14 protein-coding genes are annotated in these 22,103 nt (G+C 63.6%); 7 read left to right on the forward strand and 7 right to left on the reverse strand.

The features are described from left to right. Window positions 1-81: 81 nt before the first annotated feature. The 4 genes from IC234_RS10170 to IC234_RS10185 all read right to left on the reverse strand — a co-directional run bounded on the left by IC234_RS10170 (window position 82) and on the right by IC234_RS10185 (window position 6,958). Window positions 82-2,520 carry a TonB-dependent receptor gene (locus tag IC234_RS10170; RefSeq protein ID WP_190924112.1) on the reverse strand — a complete coding sequence of 813 codons (2,439 nt, stop codon included), beginning with the start codon at window positions 2,518-2,520 and terminating at the stop codon, window positions 82-84. A 151-nt stretch (window positions 2,521-2,671) separates the two neighbouring features. After that, on the reverse strand, window positions 2,672-3,106 hold the full coding sequence (locus tag IC234_RS10175) for a MarR family winged helix-turn-helix transcriptional regulator (protein WP_190924114.1): 435 nt from the start codon (window positions 3,104-3,106) through the stop codon (window positions 2,672-2,674). 219 nt (window positions 3,107-3,325) lie between these two features. Then, entirely contained in the window at window positions 3,326-6,133 is a 2,808-nt protein-coding gene (locus IC234_RS10180; RefSeq protein ID WP_190924116.1) for an outer membrane beta-barrel family protein, read from the reverse strand. Window positions 6,134-6,154: 21 nt separating this feature from the next. After that, a complete protein-coding gene (locus IC234_RS10185; protein WP_190924119.1) occupies window positions 6,155-6,958 on the reverse strand; it encodes a GLPGLI family protein in 804 nt (267 codons plus the stop codon). 150 nt (window positions 6,959-7,108) lie between these two features. Here IC234_RS10185 and IC234_RS10190 point away from each other — a divergent pair, with 150 nt between their 5' ends. Further along, on the forward strand, window positions 7,109-8,617 hold the full coding sequence (locus IC234_RS10190) for a sensor histidine kinase (protein WP_190924122.1): 1,509 nt from the start codon (window positions 7,109-7,111) through the stop codon (window positions 8,615-8,617). Window positions 8,618-8,628: 11 nt separating this feature from the next. Further along, entirely contained in the window at window positions 8,629-9,306 is a 678-nt protein-coding gene (locus tag IC234_RS10195; RefSeq protein WP_190924124.1) for a response regulator transcription factor, read from the forward strand. A 46-nt stretch (window positions 9,307-9,352) separates the two neighbouring features. On the opposite strand, the gene IC234_RS10200 is transcribed toward IC234_RS10195, so the two are convergent. Then, on the reverse strand, window positions 9,353-9,973 hold the full coding sequence (locus tag IC234_RS10200; protein ID WP_190924126.1) for a MarC family protein: 621 nt from the start codon (window positions 9,971-9,973) through the stop codon (window positions 9,353-9,355). 201 nt (window positions 9,974-10,174) lie between these two features. Here IC234_RS10200 and purE point away from each other — a divergent pair, with 201 nt between their 5' ends. Next, window positions 10,175-10,660 carry a 5-(carboxyamino)imidazole ribonucleotide mutase gene (gene purE / locus IC234_RS10205; protein ID WP_223827630.1) on the forward strand — a complete coding sequence of 162 codons (486 nt, stop codon included), beginning with the start codon at window positions 10,175-10,177 and terminating at the stop codon, window positions 10,658-10,660. 93 nt (window positions 10,661-10,753) lie between these two features. Beyond that, the gene (locus IC234_RS10210) at window positions 10,754-11,896 is read left to right on the forward strand and encodes an endonuclease/exonuclease/phosphatase family protein (RefSeq protein ID WP_190924130.1); all 1,143 of its coding nucleotides are present in this window, start codon (window positions 10,754-10,756) and stop codon (window positions 11,894-11,896) included. Between the two features lie 74 nt (window positions 11,897-11,970). Here the strand turns inward: IC234_RS10210 and IC234_RS10215 are convergent, their stop codons facing one another. Together IC234_RS10215 and dnaK are read right to left on the reverse strand one after the other, a co-directional pair. Then, the gene (locus IC234_RS10215; protein ID WP_190924132.1) at window positions 11,971-12,633 is read right to left on the reverse strand and encodes a hypothetical protein; all 663 of its coding nucleotides are present in this window, start codon (window positions 12,631-12,633) and stop codon (window positions 11,971-11,973) included. Window positions 12,634-12,831: 198 nt separating this feature from the next. Further along, the gene (dnaK, locus tag IC234_RS10220) at window positions 12,832-14,772 is read right to left on the reverse strand and encodes a molecular chaperone DnaK (RefSeq protein WP_190924134.1); all 1,941 of its coding nucleotides are present in this window, start codon (window positions 14,770-14,772) and stop codon (window positions 12,832-12,834) included. Between the two features lie 231 nt (window positions 14,773-15,003). Here dnaK and IC234_RS10225 point away from each other — a divergent pair, with 231 nt between their 5' ends. The 3 genes from IC234_RS10225 to IC234_RS10235 all read left to right on the forward strand — a co-directional run bounded on the left by IC234_RS10225 (window position 15,004) and on the right by IC234_RS10235 (window position 22,088). After that, window positions 15,004-15,597 carry an HAD family hydrolase gene (locus IC234_RS10225; RefSeq protein ID WP_190924136.1) on the forward strand — a complete coding sequence of 198 codons (594 nt, stop codon included), beginning with the start codon at window positions 15,004-15,006 and terminating at the stop codon, window positions 15,595-15,597. Between the two features lie 285 nt (window positions 15,598-15,882). Then, window positions 15,883-18,639 (forward strand): substrate-binding domain-containing protein, encoded by a 2,757-nt coding sequence (locus tag IC234_RS10230; RefSeq protein WP_190924138.1) that lies wholly within the window; start codon window positions 15,883-15,885, stop codon window positions 18,637-18,639. A gap of 272 nt (window positions 18,640-18,911) precedes the next feature. Beyond that, window positions 18,912-22,088: a SusC/RagA family TonB-linked outer membrane protein gene (locus IC234_RS10235; RefSeq protein WP_190924140.1), complete on the forward strand. Its 3,177-nt coding sequence runs from the start codon at window positions 18,912-18,914 to the stop codon at window positions 22,086-22,088. The last annotated feature ends 15 nt before the right edge of the window (window positions 22,089-22,103 follow it).

The following is a 22,103-nucleotide window of genomic DNA, read 5'->3' on the forward strand; positions in this document are numbered from 1 at the left end:
TTCAGCCCAGTCCGAAAAGTGCACCCTTGCGAAAATCGACGTTGCTTCTGTAGCGAGGGGTGAAATGCCCCGCCGCCAACTTTAGCCCGCGCGGCGCTTTTCGTCCTCGGCCCCGCCGGTGCGGCGCTTGGTGGGGGCCACCTTGTCGTTGCCGAAACGGTAGCCGAAAGTCAGGTTGACGAAGCGGGAGTCGCGGCGCATCACAAAACGCTCCACGTAGTTGTCGTAGGTAGACGTGACGCGGCCCACGCGGGAGAAGAACATGTCGTTTACGGCCAGTTTCAGGGTGGCTTTGCGCTCCCAGAGGCTCTTTTGCACGCCGGCGCTCACCTCCCCGTTAGGCCGCGACACAAAGAAACCGTCGACTTCCCGCGACTGGTAGCTGCCGTTCAGTTCCGCGCCCCAGCCCTTGCCGAAGGTGAAAGTGTGGTTCGAGGTCAGGGTCAGGCTCACGCCACCGCGGTCGAGGTTGGTGCCCGCCACGGCGCCGTTGAAGCGGTTGTAGTAGAGCACGGCGTTGTTGTAGGTTTTCCACCACTTCGTGATGTCCACCGGGGCGGTTAGCGTGAGGGCGTAATTGTGCTGCAGGTCGAGGTTGCGAAAGGTGGACACCACGGTGCTTTCCGATTCGGGCTCCACCGTGTTCACAATGGGGTCGCTGGTGCGGCTGTAGCTCAGGCCCAGGCTGTATTTCTGCCTGAAGGTGTGCGTCAGCTCCACGTTGTAGCTGGTTTGGGGCAGCAGGTTGGGGTTGCCGCTGCCCGAGGTGGTGCGGTCGATGAGCTGCCGAAAGGGGTTGAGCTGCTGGTAGCCCGGCCGGTCGATGCGCCGGCTCAGCGACACGGCCAGCTCGTGGTTTTCCGAAAGCTGGCGCTTGATGGCCGCGCTCGGAAACAGCTGGAAGTAGTTGCGCTTAAAGTCTTTGTATTCCACCTCGCGGTCTTGCTGGCCCCTGGCGTTGGTTTGCTCGCCGCGCAGGCCCGCCTGCAGCGTGAGCTTGGGCTGGCTGTAGTTGAGGTTCACGTAGCCGGCGTTGATGTTCTCGTCGTAGCGAAAGCGGTTCGAGCGGGTCAAATCCAGCTGCCCGTTGGTGAAATTCTGGAGGTCGTTATCGGCCGTCACCAGGCTCGATTTGGCGCCCAGGTCCAGCCGAAGCTGCTTGCTGAGGGCCTGCGTGTAGTCGGCCTTCACCGATTGAATGGTCAGCCGGCCGTCCTGGTCCAGGCTGTTGGCCAGGGTGGGCTCGCGCTCGAAATAGGTTTGCAGCAGCTGGTCGCGCTGGCTGTGGTAGCGGGCGTAGTCGGCATCGGCCGTCAGCTCCTGCGGGCCAAAAGCGTTGGCGAACGTGCGCCGGAAATTGAGGTTGCCGGAAACGTTGTCCAGGCGGTTTTCGCCGGTGTTGGTGGCGTTGTAGCGCAGCACCTGGTTGCGCAGCAGGTCGTACACCACCGATTGGTTGGTGCCGGCGGGGGTGTTGCGGTTGTTGAGGCCGCTCACCACGGCCCCAATCGTCGTGTTGTCCGACAGGTTGTAGTCCAGCCCACCGCGCCAGCTGTGCGACCACACCTGCACGGGTTGGCGGTTGTCTTGGTCGGAGGTGCTCACGAGCGCGCGGCCTGTCGCAGTAGCGGGCCCGTAAAAGTCGCGGTGAATGGTCAGCGTGTTCAAAAACGACCGGTCGGAATAATTGTAGGAACCGAACAGGTTGAGGTTTTTCTGGCGGTGGTTCACGCTCAGGCCACCCGTGTAGCGGTTGTATTCGCCGCGGCCGTAGGTGAGGTTCACGTTGCCGTTGGTGCCCAGCTTCTGGTCTTTCTTGAGGTTGATGGCGATGATGCCGGCGCCGCCTTGCGCGTCGTATTTGGCCGGCGGGTTGGTTATCAGCTCGATGCTTTTGAGCTGCTCGGCGGGCAGGGCGCGCAGGTATTCGGCCAGCTCGGTGCCGGTCATGGGCTGGCGCTTGCCGTCGATGACGACCAGCACGCCCTGGCGGCCGCGCAGGGCCAGATTGTCGTTGCCGTCCACGGTCACGCCCGGCGAGCGGCGCAGCACGTCCAGCGAGGTGTTGCCGGCCGCCAGCGTCGAGCCTTCCACGTTCACGATGGTGCGGTCGGCCTCGCGCTCGTACAGCGGCTTTTGGCCCACCACTTTCACTTCTTTCAGCTGGGTGGCGGCGCTGGTGGCCAGCGTCAGGGTTGGCAGCTCCACGGCTTGCCCGGCGGCCTCAAACGGCTGGGACCAGCGCCGCTCAAACCCCACCTGCGCCGCCGACACGAGGTAACGCCCCGCCGGAGCCCGTTCAAATTGAAACAAGCCCTTGGCGTCGCTGAATTCGGATTTCACCACCGTGGAATCGGTGGCGCGGTGCAGGGTGACGGTCGCAAACTCGACCGGACTGCGGTCGGCGCTGAGCACGGAGCCGCGCACATCGGCAGGGGCCTGGGCCCGGGCCTGAGCAGCGCCGAGCAGCAAGCCGGTCGCCAATAGCAGCGGGTAAGCAGGAGGCAGGGAAGGTTTCATACAGAAAAGCCGAAAAAAGATTTGCAGAAAAAAGGCGCGGCTGGAAGGCGGAATGCAGATTTGCTCATGCGAGCAAAAGATTATGACATGTCATGAAGGTTGCGCGGAAATGAGAATTTTCTCCAGCAAGGCTTCTTTTTAGCTAAGAATTCTAATTGGCTACGGGGGCGCAGTTCTGCGCAATTCGCTCCAGCAGTTGCCGCAGTACCGTGAGGTCGTTCTCGGCGAGGCCGGCCAGGGCCACGGCCCGGTTGGCGAGGATGATGGGCTGCACGGCGTCCAGTATCTGGTGGCCAGCTTCGCTCACGCGGAGCCGGGTGCGGCGGCCGTCGTTCGGAAGGGGGATGCCCAGCAGCAGCCCGCGCTTGACGAGCAGGGCCAGCATGCGCGCCACCGAAGCCTGGTCTTTGAACACCCGCTCGGCAATTTCCTGCTGCGTGAGGTCGTCGTGCTCCAGCACTACTTGCAGCACCAGCCACTGGTCCACGGTGATGTCGAGGCCGGCCCGGTCGATGTTGGCCTGGGCCAGGCGCCGGTAGCTCCGGATGGCCTTGTCGAGCGAGTAAAAGAGGATGGAGTTCAGCATCAAGGCAAAGATAAGGCAAGATGTATGATATATCATAGAAATTGCCTTCGCTCGCGGGTGACTCGTTTGTAGGAGAAAAGGTGTGCAATGGCGGATGGAAGAAGTGCGTCATGCGGAGCGCAGCGCAGCATCTCGCTTGTGGTAGCAGTTACTCGAAGCGCGCAAGATGCTGCGCTGCGCTCGGCATGACGTTCTTTATTCTTGGTGAAGGATTGCTACTTACTTCCCGAACTGCCGCAGGTTGTAAGTGAAGCTCAGCAGGAAGTATTGCTGCAGAATGCGGCTGCGCACGTCCTCCACGTAGGTTTCGGTGGTGTTGCGGACCACGCTGCGGTTTTGGTTTAGCAGGTCGTACACTTGCAGTTTCAGCTCGCCTTGCTTGTTGGCGAAAAACTGGCGGGCCAGGCCCACGTTCCAGAGGGCGATGCGCTGGTTGTAGCCGGCGGCGCGGCCGGTGTTGTTGCTATACCAGAGGTCGGAAGTGAGCACGAAGCGGGCGGGCAACTGGTAGTACACGTCGGCCGTGAGGGTCTGGGTGAGGTAGTCGGTGTTCTGGTCGGTGAGGCGCGAGTAGCTGGCGTTCTGGTAGGTCACGTTGGCACTGAGGCCGAACTCCAGCGTTTCGTTGAAGGCCGAGTTGGCGCTGGCGCCCTGGCCCAGGCTCCAGGTGCGGCCGGTGTTGGCGAGGCCGTTCACGAAGCTGGGCGACTTCACGAAGCTGGCGTTGGTGGTCAGGTTGAGGTTGATTTTGTGGGTAGCCAGGCGCTGGCCCACCGACAGGAAGCCGTTCAGGCTGTAAAACCCGTTGGCGTTCACGGGGCGGGTGGTTTGCACGCCGCGGGCGTCGAAGGTGGTGGCCGACACAATGCGGTCATCCACGCGGCTGCCGTTCAGCAGGCCAAACACGCTGCGGTTGGTGGCGGCGTTGAACTGCGAGAACGTGGCCACCAGCGACTGCACGTATTCGGGGCGCAAAGCCGGGTTGCCGGTTTGGATGCTGAGCGGGTTGGAGTTGTCGCGCACGGGCTGCAGCTGCGTGGCGCTGGGCGCGTTCAGGCGGGTGCGGTAGTTGAGGCGCAGCTGGCGGTTGCGGCTGCCCGTGTAGCTGAACAAGGCATTGGGCAGCAGGCTAGTAAAGCGGCGCTGCACGGTGGTGTCGGCTGAGAGGTTGCGCACCGTGAGGTCGGCCTGCTGGCCGTCCAGGCCCACGCCCACGGTGTAGCGCAGGCGGCGCTTTTGCAGCGTGAGGCCCGCCCGGTTCGACTGGTAGAGGCTAGTGAACTCGTTGCTCAGGGCAGGGTTCAGCCGGTCGTATTGGCCCGTTGCTTCGTTGAAATCGGTGGTGAAACGGCGGCCGTTGTTGCGCACGTCGTTGAACGTGTAGTGTGTTTCGAGCTTGGTGCGCAGCGACAGCGGCTCGACGTAGGACAAGGTCAGCGCGTGGTTGCGCACCGGCGAGTGCTGCTCAATGCGCTGGTTGAGCTGCTGCGTGGCCTGCGGCAGGGGCGTGCCCGAGGCGTCGAAAAACGTGGTGGTGCTGCGGTTAAAATCGGCGACGTCCTGGTTGCTGAGCGTCGAGTTGAGGTTGGCCGAGAACGTGCGGCCCTGCCTGGCGAAGCGCCGCATGAGCAGGAAGTTGCCGCCACCGTTGGGGTTATCGGTGGTGCCGCTGTAGGCGTTGCGGCCCTGATTGAGCAGGCGGCCGCCCACGCTGGTTTGCTGCTGGTTTTGGCGGGACAGGTCGGTGGTTTGCCACCAGGCGTAGGGCGTCAGGCGCAGCGACGTCAGCGAGTCGCGCACGTAGTCGAGGCGCAGGTTGAAGCGGTGGCCAGTGGTGGTGGTGCGGTTCAGCAGGCTTTGGTCGCTGACGATGGGCTGGCCGGCCTCGGGGCCGGTGTTGCCGGCCACGTTCTGGCGCCGAAGCTGCTGGTCGGTGGTCACGGTGGCGCGGCTGGCCAGGTAGCTGGTGGCTACTTCAGCTTTTTTGCCCCAGGCGTCGCGGTAGTTCAGGCCGATGGCGCCCGACTCGGTGATGTTCGTGGGCTGGCTGGTGGCGCCGGGGGCGTTCTGGCGCCCGCCGCTGCCGCCCAGGCGCATCACCACTCCGCCGCTGGGGCCCCCCGCAGGCGGACCAAAATCGGCCGAAGCCGGCCCGCCGTTGTCCGAAAAGCCTTGCTGGTTGAGGTTGTTGGCTTGGGCCAGGGCCGAAATCTGGCGGCCGTTGTTGAAGCGGTTCAGGCCCAGGCGGGCTTGGTAGCGGCCGTCGGTGCCCCGGCCCACGGCTTCGGTGCCGAAGTAGCCCTTGCGTTTGTCGCGCTTGGTCACCAGGTTGAGGGTGCGCTGGCGGTTGCCGTCGTCGATGCCCGAAAAGGCCGACTGGTCGCTCTGCTGGTCGTACATCTGCACCTTGTCGATGATGTCGGCGGGTAGGTTACGGGTGGCCATTTTGGGGTCATCGCCGAAAAAGGGCTTGCCGTCCACCAGCACGCGGTTCACGGCCTGGCCCTGCGAGCGAATGCTGCCGTCGCGGTCCACTTCTACCCCCGGCAGCTTTTTTAGGAGTGACTCCACCGCCGCGTTGGGCTGGGTTTTGAAGGCTTTGGCGTTGAAATCCACGGTGTCGCCGTGCAGGGTCACGGGCGCGGCGTTTTGGGTCACCACCACCTCGCCCAGCTTCTGGGCGAGCGGGCCCAGGCGCAGCAAGCCCAGGTCGGGGGCCGGGCTGGCGGCCGTCACGCTCACGGGCAGCAGCCGGGCCCGGTAGCCCAGCGCCGACACCTGCACCTTGTAGTGGCCCACGGCCACGTTTTTGACGGCGAACCGCCCATCGCCGTCCGTGATGCCGAAGGTGACGTAGCTCGAATCCTTGGCCAGGGTCAGCGACACGGAGGCTTCGCGCAGGGGCTTGCCGGTGGTCGAGTCGACCAAGGCACCGCTGATGGTGCCCGGGCCCGGACGGGTAGGGGCCTGCGCCCGGCCGGCCGTAGCCAGACCGAGCAGCAAACTGAAGAGCAGAAAAAGGCGCATGAGAAGGGTAGGGCAAGGGTACTAGTTGCGGTTGATGCGCAGGCCGCCGCCTTCCATCATCTTCTGGCGGAAGTCGGCCATGGCTTTTTCGCGGGCGTCCTTCAACTCGGCGGGCGTCACTTTTTGGGCGGTGGCGTTGGGCTGCACCTCCGCTTCGGGCACTGGTTTGAGGTCCACTTTGGCAGCGCGGTATTGCTGGTCTTCGCTTTCCAGAGCCAGCACCACGCCTTTCTCCGGCGTCAGGTCGCGCACGGGCGAGTAGGTGAAGGGCAGGTCGGTGGTGAACCACACGGTGTAGGTTTCCTTTTTGTAGGGCACGGTGGCCTTGCGGCAGGTGTAGCCGGCTATTTTTTTGGTTTGGGCGGTTACCGTCCAGTTGGCGGGGGCGGGGATGGGGGCCTCGCTGCGGTAAGCGGTGGCGCCGTCGTCCTTCTTCACCGTGAGCACCGTGGTGGTGGTGCGGTTGGCTAGGTCGAGGTACACGGTTTCCTCGATGGGCCGGGCAATGCTGGACACCTGCGGCGCGGCGCCGGGCCCGCCCTCCACGGTGCGCATCACCATGGCGCCGCCCTCGCGCTGCTCTTTGGCGTAGTTGCCCGCAAAGCTGAGCGTCAGGCCGAAGCTGCGCGACTCGGGAATGTCGGTTGGGAAATCGGGGCTGCCGGGCTTCACGGCCTGGCCGTTGATGATGACGCGCACCTGGCTCATGTCGGTGCGCTGGGTGGCTTCGTAGTTGATGCGGCCGCTGGTTTGGGCCAGAGCGGCGCCGGCCGCGAGCAGGCCCAGGGAGCAGGTTAGGACCAGGTCTTTTGCAGTGTTTTTCATCGGAGCTAGCAGGGTTGAATTGAACGCTACAAAGCACCGGTAATCTTTTGTAAAGTACTGTTATCCTGTGTTAAATAGTGTTAACGAGGCAAAAACAGCTGCTTGGGCCCGTACTTTTGTTTGGCCGAACTTCATCCGCCATTTCCTCCCATGAAACGCCGCATTCGCTCCATTTTCTGGCTCATGGTGGCGTGCATGGTAGGCATCAACGGCTTCCAGGCCTACTGGCTCTACAACACCTACCAGCTCACGGGAAGCCAGTTTGCTCGCACGGCGCGCGAGGCGCTATCCAGCGTGGTGCAACGCCACCAACTCGACCAGGCCCGGCAGTTCGTCGACCGCGGCCGGGGGGCCAAAGACCGCATCATGGTGTTCCAGAACACCGACGACGACGGGCATCTTAACCGCGTGGTGCTGCAGGGCAAGGGCATCGACTCCGCCATGAACAAGCGCCGCGATATACTGGTGCAGCGTAATGTAAACGAAGCGGCTCCCCTTCGCACCGGGCTCGACGGGGTGAAAGAAGTCCGGGTGTATCGCCTCGACCGGCCGCCCGGCCGGGTAGCGGGCGCAACCGATACCATGGTGCGCACGCTTTCCAAGCTGCTCATCAACAACTGGGGCGACAGCAAGCCCGCCGACCTGCGCCAGCTGGCCGCCGACTACCACCGCGAGCTGCGCTTGCGCGGCGCCGACGCCCCCCTGGTGCTCGACACGCTGAGCCTGCCCCTGCGCCAGCCCGGCGCGCGCCCCGCGGCTTTCAGCAGGCTGCCGGAGCGACCCGGCTACAGCGTCAAAACCCCGCCGGTGTCGCTCAATCCGTTTCGGGAGCTGTACGTCCGGGCCTCGTTTCAGCCGCCCACGTCCTACATCCTGCGGGAAATGGGCGGGCTGCTGGGCGGCTCGGTGCTGCTGCTGGCCCTCACCACCGGCTGCTTCTGGCTGATGCTGAGCACGATTTTGCAGCAGAAAAAGCTGTCGGACGTCAAGAACGACTTCATCAACAACATGACGCACGAGCTGAAAACGCCGCTGGCCACCGTTTCGGCGGCCGTGGAGGCGCTGCAACACTTCGGCGCGCTGAATGACCCCGCCAAAACCCAGACCTACCTCAGCATCTCGCGCAAGGAGCTGCAGCGCCTGTCCGATTTGGTGGAGAAAGTGCTCAACATTGCCATCGACGAGCGCCAGCAGCTGGAACTCAGCCCCGAACCCGTGCAGCCCGCCGAATTGGTGGCTGAAATCGTGGCCCGCCACCAATTGCAGGCCGCTAAACCCGTGAAATTTGACGTGCAGGTGGCGCCGGCCGCGGCCGTCAAGTTCGACAAGCTGCACATGGGCAACGTCATCAACAACCTCATCGACAACGCCATCAAGTATTCGAAAGAAGCCGTTACCATAACCATCCGGGGCCGGCAGGAACCCAGCGGCTGGCACCTCACCGTGGCCGACGACGGCCCCGGCATCGAGCCCGGCTATCAGGAAGCCATTTTCGACCGCTTCTTCCGCGTGCCCACCGGCAACCTGCACAACGTCAAAGGGTTCGGCCTGGGCTTGTATTACGTGCGGCAGGTGGTGGAGCGCCACGGCGGCCGCATCGGCGTGCGCAGCGGGCTGGGGCGCGGCAGCGAGTTTGCCCTCTGGATTCCACAAGGTTAGAAACTCAGCTCATGCCCACCGTTCTCCTCATCGAAGACGAGCCGTCGCTCGGCCTCATCGTGAAAGACAGCCTGGAAAGCCGCGGCTTCGCGGTGCAGTTTGCGTCCGATGGCGAGGCCGGCCTGCAGCTGTTTCGGCAGCAGTGCCCCGACATTGTGGTGGCCGACGTGATGATGCCCAAGCTCGACGGGTTTTCGCTGGCCGAGCAAATCCGGCGCGAAAACGCGGCGGTGCCCATTCTCTTTCTCACGGCCCGCTCGCAGCCCGCCGACGTGGTGCGCGGCTTCGAGCTGGGCGGCAACGACTACCTGAAAAAGCCCTTCAGCATGGACGAGCTGATTGTCCGCATCAAAGCCCAGCTGTCGCGCCAGCCCGCCGCGGCGCCGGCCCCGGTTGGCCCGCTTGCCATCGGCCGCTACCAGTTCGACCATCCCAAGCAAAAGCTCCGCTTCGGCGCCCAGGAGGAAACCCTCACCAACCGCGAAGCCGAGCTGCTCAAACGGCTGTATGACCAGCGCAACCAGGTGCTGGAGCGCAATGCCGTGCTCAAAGAGCTGTGGGGCGACGACTCGTTTTTCAACGGGCGCAGCCTCGACGTGTTCATCACCCGCCTGCGCCGCTGCCTCAAAGACGACCCGCAGGTGCAGATTGTGAACGTGCGTGGCATCGGCTACAAGCTGATTTTGTAGCAGTTCGACAAGCTCAGCAGGACGTGCTTTTGCTTACGCCCGAACCCTACCGCGTGAGCCCCGGAAACAGCGCCGAGATGGCCGTGGCCAGAAAATTGACCCCGATGGCCAGCGTGATGAAGCCCATGATGCGCGACATGGCCGCCATGCCGGGCTTGCCCAGCACCCGCGTGAGGCGCAGCGAAAACAACAGGATGACGAACGCGCCCAGCGCCACCAGCACGAAGCCCAGCACGGTCATGGCCTTGTCGACGTAGCTGGGGCGGATGAGGCCGATGCAGATGGCCATGGAACCCGGGCCCGAAAGCATGGGCATAGCCAGCGGCGTGAAGCTGATGTCGTCCTTGTGCTTGCTTTCTTCGAGGGCGTCGGGGCCCACCCGGTCGCGGTTGGCGCCGGGCGTGAGCAGCTCAAACGCCGAGCGCATGAGCAGAATGCCGCCCGCAATGCGCAGGTGCTGGATGTTGATGCCAAAAAAATTGAGGATGTACTGCCCGCCGAAGAACGCCACCGTGAGCACCATCACCATGTAGATGCAGGCCCGTAGCGCCGTGCGCGCCCGCTCCGAGGCGCGGTCGTCGGCGGTGAGGGTGAGGAACACCGGCATGGCCCCGAAAGGATTGACGATGGAAAACAGGGTGGTGAAGGTGGCGAGCAGAATTTCCATAGGGCGCAAAGGTAGGGGCGGGGCCGAACCGGGCGGAAAAGTACTATTTTGCCGGCTCAACGGCGGCCTGCCGCTTTGCGTAGGCCAGTTTACGCTTTTTCGCCTTCCCACCCCATGATTCCTGACTCCTCCCCCGGCGAGCATTCCGCCGGTACTGAAAACGACCGCCCCGTGACCGAAAACCCCATCGTGGGCATCATCATGGGGTCGAAGTCGGACCTGAAAATTATGTCGGCCGCCGCCGATTTATTGCGCCAGTTCAACATCCCGTACGACATCACGCTGGTGTCGCCGCACCGCACGCCGCACCGCATGGTGGAGTACGCCGAAAGCGCCCGCAAGCGCGGCCTGCGCGTGCTCATTTGTGGCGGGGGCGGGGCGGCCCACCTGCCGGGCATGGTGGCGGCCTTCACCACGCTGCCCGTCATCGGGGTGCCCATCAACAGCACGCTGTCCATTCAGGGGCTCGATTCCATTCTGAGCATGATTCAGATGCCGGCCGGCACGCCCGTGGCCACCGTGGGCCTCGACAACGCCGCCAACGCCGCCGTGCTGGCCATCCAGATTCTGGCCCTCAACAACGCCCGCCTGGCCGATGCCCTGGAGAAGTACCGCACCACCCTCAAAGACCGGGTGATGCGCACCATCGAAGAGCTGCGCAAGGGCGGCTTTCAGGACGACCTCTAAGCCGCAGGCGCCCCGTGCAGCCCGCACGGGGCGCCTGCTCCGGGCGCGGCCCTTTTCCTGCCCTGTTTCCGTATTCCCACCCCGTTGCCCTTCATGCCCACGTTTGTTTCTGCATTGCTTACTGCCAGCCACTGGGCGGTTTGGCTGATTGGGGGCGCCGCCCTGGTGGCCACGCTGATGCCCCTGCTGCGCCACACCGCCTGGTGGATTCGGGTGTTCGACTTTCCGCGCCTGCAGATTGTGCTGGCCCTGGTGCTGGTGGCGGCGGCCAGCCTGGCCCTGGGCCACGCCGGCGCCGGCCGCGGCCAGCAGCTGTTTTTGCTGGCGCTGGCGGCCGCCACGGTCTACCAGCTGCTGCGCATCATTCCGTACACGCGGCTGGTGCCCAAAGACGTGGCCGACAGTACCCGCACCCACGACCCCCGCGCCGAGCTCAGCCTCGTGGTGATGAACGTGCTGCAGTACAACCGCGAGGGGGCGCTGGCCCTGGCCACCGTGCGCGCCGCCGACCCCGACGTCATCATGGCCGTCGAAACCGATGCCTGGTGGTACGAGCAGCTGCAGCCGCTCGAAGAAACCCACCCCTACACCTGCCACGAGCCCCTCGACAACACCTACGGCCTGCTGTTCTTCTCGCGCCTGCCCCTGAAGGGCTGTCAGATAAAGTACCTGCTCGACGACGACATTCCCTCGCTGCACACCCACGTGCAGCTGCCCGACGGCCGCACCTGGGTGCGCCTCTACGGCCTGCATCCCAAGCCGCCCGCGCCCCAGGAATCGAAAACCAGCACCAAGCGCGACGCCGAGCTGCTGCTGGTGGGCAAGGAGGTGGACCGCCGCGACGAAGCCACCATCGTGTTCGGCGACATGAACGACGTGGCCTGGTCGCACACGTCCGAGCTGTTTCGGCGCGTGTCGGGCCTGCTCGACCCGCGCGTGGGCCGCGGCCTGATGCCCACCTTCCACGCCGATTACCGGCTGCTGCGCTGGCCGCTCGACCACGTGTTTGTGTCGGCGCACTTTCAGGTGGTCGACATGCGCCGCCTGCCCCACGTGGGCTCCGACCACTTTCCCATTTTCGTGCGCCTCAGCTACGAGCCCCAGCACAAAGCCGAGCAGGAAGAAAACGCCGAGCAGGCCGACGCCGAAGACCGCGCCGAAGCCGACGAGAAAATAGCCGAAGGCTTCGCCGAAGAGCAGGAGGATGAAGCGGAAACCGACGCCATCAAGGCGTAACGCCGGGACTGGCATTGGCCATAAAAAAAGCCGCCCCTCACGGGCGGCTTTTTTTGTGAAGCAATAGAGGTAGGCTATTTCGCCGCGGTTGGCTTTTTCTTGGTTACCAGGTCCACGGTCATGAAGTCGGCCGCGGGCACCTGGCGGCCGGTGGCGCCCACGTACTGCGGGCGAATCTGCACCATGAGGCGCCGGTTGGCCGCCGTGAAATCGGTGAGGCCGGAGGCGAAAGCGGCCGGCGTGCTGCCCGCTAGCTGGGCCGGTTTCACGTTGATGTCGACGGTGATGGGCAGGGTTTCGATGGCGCTGGCTTCGAGCGGCGTGTTGGCGCCGGTCGAGCCCGTCGTCAGCTCCTTGCCGTCGAGCAGCAGCTTGTAGTCGAGCTGCTTGAGCTGCACGCTGGTCGGGCTGGGGTTTTTGGCGTACACGCGCATGGCGAGGTGCAGCGGCAGGTTGCCTTTTTTCAGGGCGGCCTGCAGTTGCTGTTGCTGGGGCGAGGCAATGTCGGCGGCCTGGCGCACAAACAGGATGTCCTGGCCACCGAGCTTGGCTTCGTCCACGAAGTTGAGGCGGTACTGCATCAGGGTGTAAGCCTCGTTTTCGAGGGCTTCGGCCGAGACGTTTTTGCCGCTGGGCTTGTCTTTCACCTGCTCGCTCACGCTACAGGAGCCGGCGGCAAAGAACAGGGCGCCAAACGCCAGCGCGCGGGCAGGAAATAGGAGGGAAGAAATTTTCATAAGAAAGAATAGGATGCGATACAGAATGCCGCGCTCAAGCAAACGGCGCCGGCAGCAATGCGCTGCTTACGCGAAAGCGCAAGCAGGGTTAAAGGTAAAACCCCGACAACGAAAAAGGCCGGAAGCTGCTGCCTCCGGCCTTTTTGCAAGGGCTCGGTGGGTTGTAGTCAACCCACCACGTCCCGCTGTCTGCGGCCCTTATTTGCCGTCTACTTCTTCGTAGTCCACGTCGGTCACGTGGTCGGCGGGCTGGCCCTGGCCGTTGCCGTTCGGGCTCTGGCCGTCGCCGCCGGGGAAACCACCGGCGCCGGGCTGGCCACCTTCAGCGCCACCCGCGGCATACATCTCCTGCGAGGCAGCCTGCCATGCGGCGTTGATGGCCTCCATGGCGCTGTCGATGCGGGCGAGGTCTTTGGCTTCGTGGGCCGATTTGAGGTCAGCCAGCGCACCTTCGATGGCGGTTTTGTTGCCACCGCTCAGCTTGTCGCCGTACTCTTTCAGTTGCTTCTCGGTCTGGAAAATCATCGAGTCGGCGGCGTTCACCTTGCTGATGCGCTCGGTTTCGGCTTTGTCGGCTTCGGCGTTGGCGGCAGCCTCGTCGCGCATGCGCTTGATGTCGGCTTCCGAGAGGCCCGAGCTGGCTTCGATGCGGATTTTCTGCTCCTTGCCGGTGCCTTTGTCCTTGGCGGTCACGTTCAGGATGCCGTTGGCGTCGATGTCGAACGTTACCTCAATTTGCGGCACACCGCGCGGTGCCGGCGGGATGCTGTCGAGGTGAAACTTGCCGATGGTGCGGTTCTGGCTGGCCAGCGGACGCTCGCCCTGCAGCACGTGGATTTCCACCGACGGCTGGTTGTCCGAAGCCGTCGAGAAGGTTTCCGATTTCTTGGTCGGGATGGTCGTGTTCGACTCGATGAGCTTGGTCATCACGCCGCCCATCGTCTCGATGCCCAGCGACAGCGGGGTCACGTCGAGCAGCAGCACGTCCTTCACCTCGCCGGTCAGTACACCGCCTTGAATAGCAGCGCCAATGGCCACCACTTCGTCGGGGTTCACGCCTTTGCTAGGCTTCTTGCCGAAGAACTTCTCCACTTCCTCCTGAATGCGGGGGATGCGGGTCGAACCACCCACGAGGATAACCTCGTCGATGTCCGAAGTGCTCAGGCCGGCGTCTTGCAGGGCTTTCTTCACCGGGTCCATCGAGCGGCGCACGAGGTCGTCGGCGAGCTGCTCAAACTTGGCGCGGCTCAATTTCACCACCAAGTGCTTGGGGCCCGAGGCCGTGGCGGTGATGTAGGGCAGGTTGATTTCGGTTTCGGTCGAGCTCGAAAGCTCCACTTTGGCTTTTTCGGCAGCTTCTTTCAGGCGCTGCAGAGCCATGGGGTCTTTGCGCAGGTCGAGGCCTTCGTTGTCGCTGCTGAACTGGTCGGCGAGGAAGTTAATAATCACCTGGTCGAAGTCGTCGCCGCCGAGGTGGGTGTCACCGTTGGTGCTCAGCACTTCAAACACGCCGTCGCCCAGCTCCAGGATGGAGATGTCGAACGTACCACCGCCGAGGTCATACACGGCGATTTTCTGGTCTTTGTGCTTCTTGTCCAGGCCGTAGGCCAGGGCAGCGGCGGTGGGCTCGTTGATGATGCGCTTGACGTCGAGGCCCGCAATGGCACCGGCTTCTTTGGTGGCCTGGCGCTGGGCGTCGTTGAAGTACGCAGGTACCGTGATAACGGCTTCGGTTACGGTCGTGCCGAGGTAATCCTCAGCGGTTTGCTTCATTTTCTGAAGCACCATGGCCGAGATTTCCTGCGGCGTGTAGTTGCGGTCGCCAATCTTCACGGCAACCGTGTTGTTGGGGCCGGCTACGACGTCGTAGGAAACGTGCTTCTGCTCGGCGGTCACTTCGTTGAAGTGGCGGCCCATGAAGCGCTTGATGCTGGAAATGGTGTTCTTGGGGTTGGTCACGGCCTGGCGCTTAGCCGGGTCGCCCACTTTGCGCTCGCCCTTGCCCCCGTCGAGAAACGCGACGATGCTGGGGGTGGTGCGGCGGCCTTCGCTGTTGGGAATCACAACGGGTTCGTTGCCTTCCATTACGGCCACGCACGAGTTGGTGGTGCCGAGGTCAATGCCGATTATTTTGCCCATGAGAGGGGTGTGTTGGTTAAGATGGAGAGTGGAATGTGTCAGGTTGGAGCCGCTTTGCAGCCGTTACCCGGGGATTACAAGCAACGTACCAGCGTCGTTTTGGTGACAGATTGTCACCGATTCGGCCCGGCGCGCAAGATTATCCGACGCGGTGGCGGGATTTGTTGCAAGCGCCCAAAATTTTCCTGACAAGGGGGCGGGAAATGGTTAGGAGGTAACTTGCTAGCTGCGATGGAAAGTAAAATCCTATTGATTCTGGACCTTGACGAAACGTTGATTCACGCTACTGCAACCAAGCTTGGCGACGATTTTGCGTTTCAGCTCTACCATTACTACGTATACAAACGGCCAGGATTAGAGGCTTTTCTGGCCATTTGCGCCGAGAAGTTTGAATTGGCGGTATGGTCATCAGCCAGCGACGATTACGTCAAGCAAGTGGTTGAACAGATATTTCCACCGGAGATAAAGCCGGTGTTTGTGTGGGGCCGCTCCCGCTGTACGCCCTTGCTGCTGCCGCAGATTGACGAGTTTGGCTACTACAACTTGGATGGCGTGAGCCACTATGAATATGCCAAGCTGCTCAAGAAAGTAAGGCGGCTCGGCTACGATGTAAATCGGGTTTTGATAGTGGATGATACGCCGGAAAAGGTGCGGAACTGCTATGGAAACGCCATTTATCCGACTCCTTTCTTAGGTGACCCTACCGATAAGGAATTATTGATACTGGGACAGTACTTGCACGCGTTACACGGTGCGGAGAATGTCAGAAATATCGAGAAAAGGCAGTGGCAGCACCGGTTTTTACCCGGCAGTACCTCCGAATAGCGAAAGAGCAGCACAGCTTAGCGGCTCATAAATTCCTGCGTCTGCTGCTCCCAATCGGTGAGGTAGCGCCGCCAGCGCGGTTCGTGGCCCGTTGCGGGGAAGTCGTGGCGGGCTTTGGGGCCGCGAAATGCCTACCCAACTGCGATTGGGCATGCCGCCGGGGATTTTGCTAGTTTTACACAGTGGGACCGGGCGGATGCCTGCCAGAAGTTTACCAGTCTTGAAGACGCGTTGAAAACATTGTTGCATACACGGGCCTGGGGGGCGGCAATAACTGCATTAGCGTTGCTGCTAGGTGGTTGCGCGCAGCCGGCCAAGCCGCCGCACTACCGCATTGGGTTTGCGCAGTGCAGCTCGAAGGGGCCGTGGCGCCAGGCCATGCAGGCGGGGATGGAGCGCGAACTGAGCTTCCACCCCGACGTGCAGCTGCGCACGCTGAACTCGCACGACAACAGCGCGCTGCAGAAACAGCAAATTCATGAGCTCATCGAAAGCGGCATCGACCTACTGATTGTGTCGCCCTACGAATCGGCCCCCGTGACGCCGGCCGTGGAGGAGGCCTACCGCCGGGGCATTCCGGTGGTGCTGCTGGACCGGCGCACGGCCTCGCAGGCCTACACCGCCTTCGTGGGGGCCGACAACGTGGAAGTGGGCCAGACGGCCGCCCGCTACGCCGCCCGGCTGCTGCGCGGCCACGGCAAGGTGCTGGAAGTGCTGGGCTCGCCGGGCTCGTCGGCCACCTCGGGCCGGCACGAAGGCTTCAGCAAGGCCCTGCGCGACTACCCGGGGCTCGAAATTGTGAGCCAGGTAACCGGCAACTGGACCGAAAGCTCGTTGAAGCCGGGCCTGGTGGATGCGCTGAAGGCCCACCCCGAAGTATCGCTGATTTACGCCCACAACGACGGCATGGCCCGCGCGGCCTACCTCATCTGCCAGGAGCTGGGGCGCGCCGACAAGGTCCGCATCATTGGCGTGGATGGGCTGGCCAGCCCGGGGGAGGGGATAGACCTGGTGCAGCGCGGCATGCTGAAGGCCTCGCTGCTGTACTCGCCGGGCGGCGAAGACGCCATCCGGACGGCCCTGAACATCCTCCACAAGCAGCCTTTCAAGCGCGAGAACATTCTGGGCACCATGGTCATCGACTCGACCAACGTGCTGACCATGCGCCAGCAAACCGAAAAGATGGTGAGCCAGCAGCAGGACATTGAGCGGCAGCAAGGCCTGATGGGGCACCTCGAAGCGACCTACGCCAGCCAGCAGCACGCGCTGTATGCGGCGCTGCTGTCTTTGCTGGGGGCGCTGGCGCTGGGCGCGTTTGCCTGGCGCTCGGCCCGCAAAAACCGCCTCATCAACCAGCAGCTGGCCCTGCAAAACGCCGAAAACGTCAAGATTAACCACCAGCTGAGCGCGCAGAACGAGGAAATCAGCTCGCAGCGCAACCAGCTGGAGGTGATGGCCGAGCGCGCCCGCATCGATACCGAAGCCAAGCTGCGCTTCTTCACCAACTTCTCGCACGAACTGCGCACGCCGCTCACCCTCATCCTGGGGCCGGTGGAGGAGCTGCTGGGCAACAGCGCCGGTTTCAGCAGCACGCAGCGGCACGACCTGGGGCTGGTGCGCCGCAACACCCAGCGCCTGCTGCAGCTGGTGAACCAGCTGCTCGACTTCCGCAAGATTGAGGTGGGCAAGATGGCGGTGCACGCCACCGAGGGCAACCTGGTGAGCTTCGTGCGCGAGATTGTGGACGCCTTCGAGAAGCCCGCCCGCCAGCGCGGCGTGCGCCTGCGCTTTCTGGCGGCCGAGCCGGTGCTGCTGGCCTGGTTCGACGGCAACATCCTGGACAAGGTGTTTTTCAACCTGTTGTCCAATGCCTTGAAATTCACCCCCGAGCACGGCCAGATTACCATCAGCCTGCAGGCCGCCGACGAGGGCCGGGCCCTGCAGGTGAGCGTGACCGATACCGGCCGCGGCATCAGCGAGCAGGACCGGGCCCACATTTTCGAGTGGTTTTACCAGGGCGACCAGGGCGCGGTGGCCAAAGGCTCGGGCATGGGGCTGGCGCTGGCCCAGGGGCTGGTGCGCCTGCACCAGGGCCGGCTCAGCTTCAGCAGCCAGGCCGGCAGCGGCAGCACGTTCACGGTGCGGCTGCCGCGCGAGCTGCCCGCCAGCCTGCGGGCCGAGGAGCAGGCCCGTCCCGTGGTGCTTTCGCTCGACGAGCCGGAGCCCATCGAAGCCGAACTGACTGACCTGGCGCCCGCGCCGGCCGAGGCCGTGAGCGAAACGCTGGTGCTGGTGATTGAAGACAACGCCGAGGTGAACGACTTCCTGATGCGCAAGCTGGGGGCCAGCCACCGCGTGCAGAGCGCCGCCGACGGCTACACCGGCTTCGCGATGGCCACCGACCTGATTCCGGACCTGATAGTGTGCGACGTGATGATGCCGGGCCTGGGCGGGCTGGAAGTGGTGGCCCGGCTGCGGGCCGACTGGCGCACCTCGCACATCCCGGTCATATTGCTCACGGCGCGCGGCGCCCCCGAGCAGCAGGTGGAAGGCGTGCAGGCCGGCGCCGACCTCTACCTCACCAAACCCTTCAACCCGACCTTTCTGCTCGAAAGCGTGCGCACGCTGCTGGCCAACCGCGCCCGCCAGCGCGAGCACCTGCGCCGCGAGCTGAGCGTGGACGCGGCGGGCCTGACCACCCAGGCCGACCAGAAATTCCTGGCCGACCTGACGGCCGTCGTCGAGGCCGACTTGTCCAAAAGCAACCTCAGCGTGGAAGACGTGGCCCGCAGCCTGGGCGTGTCGCGCATGCAACTCTACCGCAAAGTGAAGGCCGTGCTGAACACGGGCGTCACCGATTTCATCCAGGGCGTGCGCTTGACCAAAGCCCGCGAGCTGCTGCTCGACGACGCCCTCACCATCGCCGACATTGCCTACGAGCTAGGCTTTTCGTCGCCGTCGTACTTCACGGCCAGCTTCCGGGCGCGCTACCAGCTCACGCCGTCCAAGTTCAGGGCGCTGCACGCCTCCACGGCCCCCTGAAATAATTTCGATAGTTGCGTTACGTGAGTGACATCTGCTGCTTAGCGGATGTCACTTTTTTTATTCATGTTCTACTGAGCATCAGTTGGTTAGTGAAATACATCTGGGTTGAACAGCTCGTGATACAAATGATATAGTGCCGGGTGCCGGGGGCTGGGAAATTTGTGCAACCCTTCTGCATTTGTTTGCCGAGGGGCCAACGGCTCTGCGTGCCTTCGCCCCAATCGTTTGCACCGGAGATTATCACCTTTTCCCACCCATCTCACCACACCATGATAACTCCCTTACCATTCTTAGCGGGGGCTGGTCCCTTTCGGAAGGCGTTGCTTACTTCGGCCCTGGGCGGCACGCTGCTGGCCAGCCTGGGGGCGGCCCCGGCGGTGCACGCGGCCGGCTTGCGGCCGCTGCCCCAGGCCCGCGCCCTGCGCGACATCCCCGTGACGGGCCGCGTGACCAACGCCGCCGGCGAAGGCCTGCCCGGCGTGACGGTGCTCGTGAAGGGCACCACCATTGGCACGGCCACCGACGTGAGCGGCAACTTCTCGCTGAGCGTGCCCGAGGGCAGCACCCTCGTGTTTAGCTCGGTGGGCTTTGTGCGCCAGGAAGTGGCCGTGGGCAGCAACACGACGTTCACCGTGCAGCTAAAAGACGACACCCAGGCGCTGAAAGAGGTGGTGGTGGTGGGCTACGGCACGCAGAGCCGGCAGGAACTCACTACCGCGGTTTCGTCGGTGAATGCGGCGGCCATTGCGCGCCAGCCCGTGGCCGGCTTCGACCAGGCTTTGCAAGGCCAGGCCCCCGGCGTGCAGGTAACGGCGCCCTCGGGCGCCCCCGGCGCGGGCATCAACGTGCGGGTTCGGGGCAATGCTTCGCTCAGCTTGAACGGCTCGCCGCTGTACGTGATAGACGGCATTCCGGTGCTGCCGGACTACCAGCAGGAGCTGACCAACAACAGCCAGCGCCTGAACCCGCTCAACACGATTAACCCCAACGACATTGAGAGCATTGACGTGCTGAAAGACGGGGCCGGCGCGGCCATTTACGGGGTGCGGGCGGCCAACGGCGTGGTTGTCATCACGACCAAAAAAGGCAAAGCCGGCCAAGCCCAGGTGGGCCTGAACGTGTACTACGGCCGCCAGTACCTGCGCAAGAAACTGGACGTGCTGAACGCCCGCCAGTTTGCGCAGGAATACAACGAGCTGCTGGCCAACGCGGGCCGGGCGCCCGGTTTTCCCGACCTGAATAACCTGCCGCCCTACGACACCGACTGGCAAGACGCCATTTTCCGGCCCGCCGACATTCAGAACTACCAGCTGAGCGTGAGCGGTGGCACCGACAAGACCCGCTACTACGTGTCGGGGGGCTATTTCAACCAGGCGGGCATCAACATCCAGTCCGGGTTCGACCGCTACAACTTCAAGATTAACCTCGACCAGCGCGTGACCGACCGGTTCCGGCTGGGCACCACGCTCAACCTGAGCCGCAGCCACACCAACGGCACCGTGCGCTCGGAGGCAGCGCTGGGCAACTCGGGCACGGTGCTGGGCGCCCTGACCCAAATTCCGACGGTGCCGGTGCGCAACCCCGACAATACGTACGGCACCAACCCCTTCACGCTGAGCGACAACCCGGTGGGCAACCTGCTCGAAACCAGCAACCAGGCCATTGTGTACCAGGCGCTGGGCAACGTGTACGGGGAGTTCGACATTCTCAAGAGCCTGACGCTGAAAACGTCGTTGGGGCTGGATTTCCGCACGCAGTCGGAAAACACGTTCTACAGCCGCAACTACCCGGGCACGTCGTCGTCGCCGGCCGAAGTGCGCGGCTCGGCCAACACCGCCGCCAACCAGCAGGTCATCTGGCTGCTGGAGAACACGCTTACCTACAACAAAACCTTCAACGACAAGCACAACCTGACGCTGCTCGGGGGGCAGTCGATGCAGGCCTCGGACCGGTTTACCTCGGGGGCCGGCACGCGCGGCTTTTCCTCCAACGCCGTGCCCTACCTCAACGGCGGCTCCACGGCCTCGGGCATTCCGGGCAGCTACGCCGACCAATGGTCGCTGCTGAGCTTCTTCGGCCGCGCCATCTACAACTACGACGAGCGCTACCTGGCCACGGTGAGCTTCCGGGCCGACGCCAGCAGCCGCTTCAGCGGGGCCAACCGCTTCGGTTACTTCCCGGCCGTGTCGTTGGGCTGGCGCGTGTCGCGCGAGAGCTTCTTCCCGCAGGGCGGCGTGGTGTCGGACCTGAAGCTGCGCGGCAGCTACGGGGCCAACGGCAACCAGGAGATTTACACCTACCAGCGCTTTTCGCGCTACGGCGTGGGCAGCAACTACCAGGGCAGCGGCACGTCCATTCTGGGCGGCATCACCCAGACCGACATCGGCAACGACGTGCGCTGGGAAACCACGGCGCAGTACAACGCCGGCATCGACCTGGGCCTGTTCAGCAACCGCCTCACGTTCACGTTTGACGCCTACAACAAGCGCACCACCGACCTGCTGCTGGGCGTGACCCTGCCCCAGAGCACGGGGGCCGGCAACCTGAGCGTGATTCAGAACGTGGGCACCATCCAAAACCGCGGCATCGAGCTGGGCCTGGTGACCAACAACGTGGACGGCCAGAACGGCGCGTTTGGCTGGAGCACGAACTTCAACGTGACGGCCAACCGCAACAAGGTCATCGACTTGGGCAGTGCGCCCAACGACAAGGGCGAGCAGGTGTCGCGCACCTTCATCGGGGGCTACAGCATTCAGAAAGTGGGCCAGCCGCTGGGCGTGTTCTACGGCTACCAAGTGCAGGGCATTGTGCAGTCGGATGCCGAGGGGGCGACGCTACCCAAGCAAAACAGCGTGGCGCCCAAGGCCGGCGACATCCGCTTCGTGGACGTGAACGGGGACAAGGTCATCACCGATGCCGACCGCACGGTCATTGGCAACCCCAACCCGAAATTCTTTGCGGGCGTCACCAACAACTTCACCTTCAAAGGCATCGAGCTGAGCGTGTTCTTCCAGGGCAGCTTCGGCAACGACATCTACAACCAGAACCGCACCATCACGGAAGGCCAGACCACGGCCCTGAACCAGAGCACGGCCGTGCTCAGCCACTGGACGCCCACCAACACGAACACCACCGTGCCGCGCCCCGTGTTTGGCGACCCCGCCGGCAACAACCGCGTGTCGACCCGCTTCATTGAGGACGGCTCCTACGTGCGCCTCAAAAACCTGACGCTGGCCTACAACCTGCCCGCCAGCCTGGCCAAATACGCCGCCCTCAAGAACCTGCGCATCTACGGCACGGCCCAAAACCTGGTGACCTGGACCAAATACTCGGGCTACGACCCGGAGGTGAGCGCCGACCCCTTCTCCACCACTGGCTTCGGCCGCGACTTTGGCGTGTACCCGCAAGCGCGCACCTACACGGTGGGCCTGAACGCCACTTTCTAAGTCGACTTTCTGCTA

The organism is Hymenobacter armeniacus (assembly GCF_014699055.1).
Lineage (GTDB): Bacteria > Bacteroidota > Bacteroidia > Cytophagales > Hymenobacteraceae > Hymenobacter > Hymenobacter armeniacus.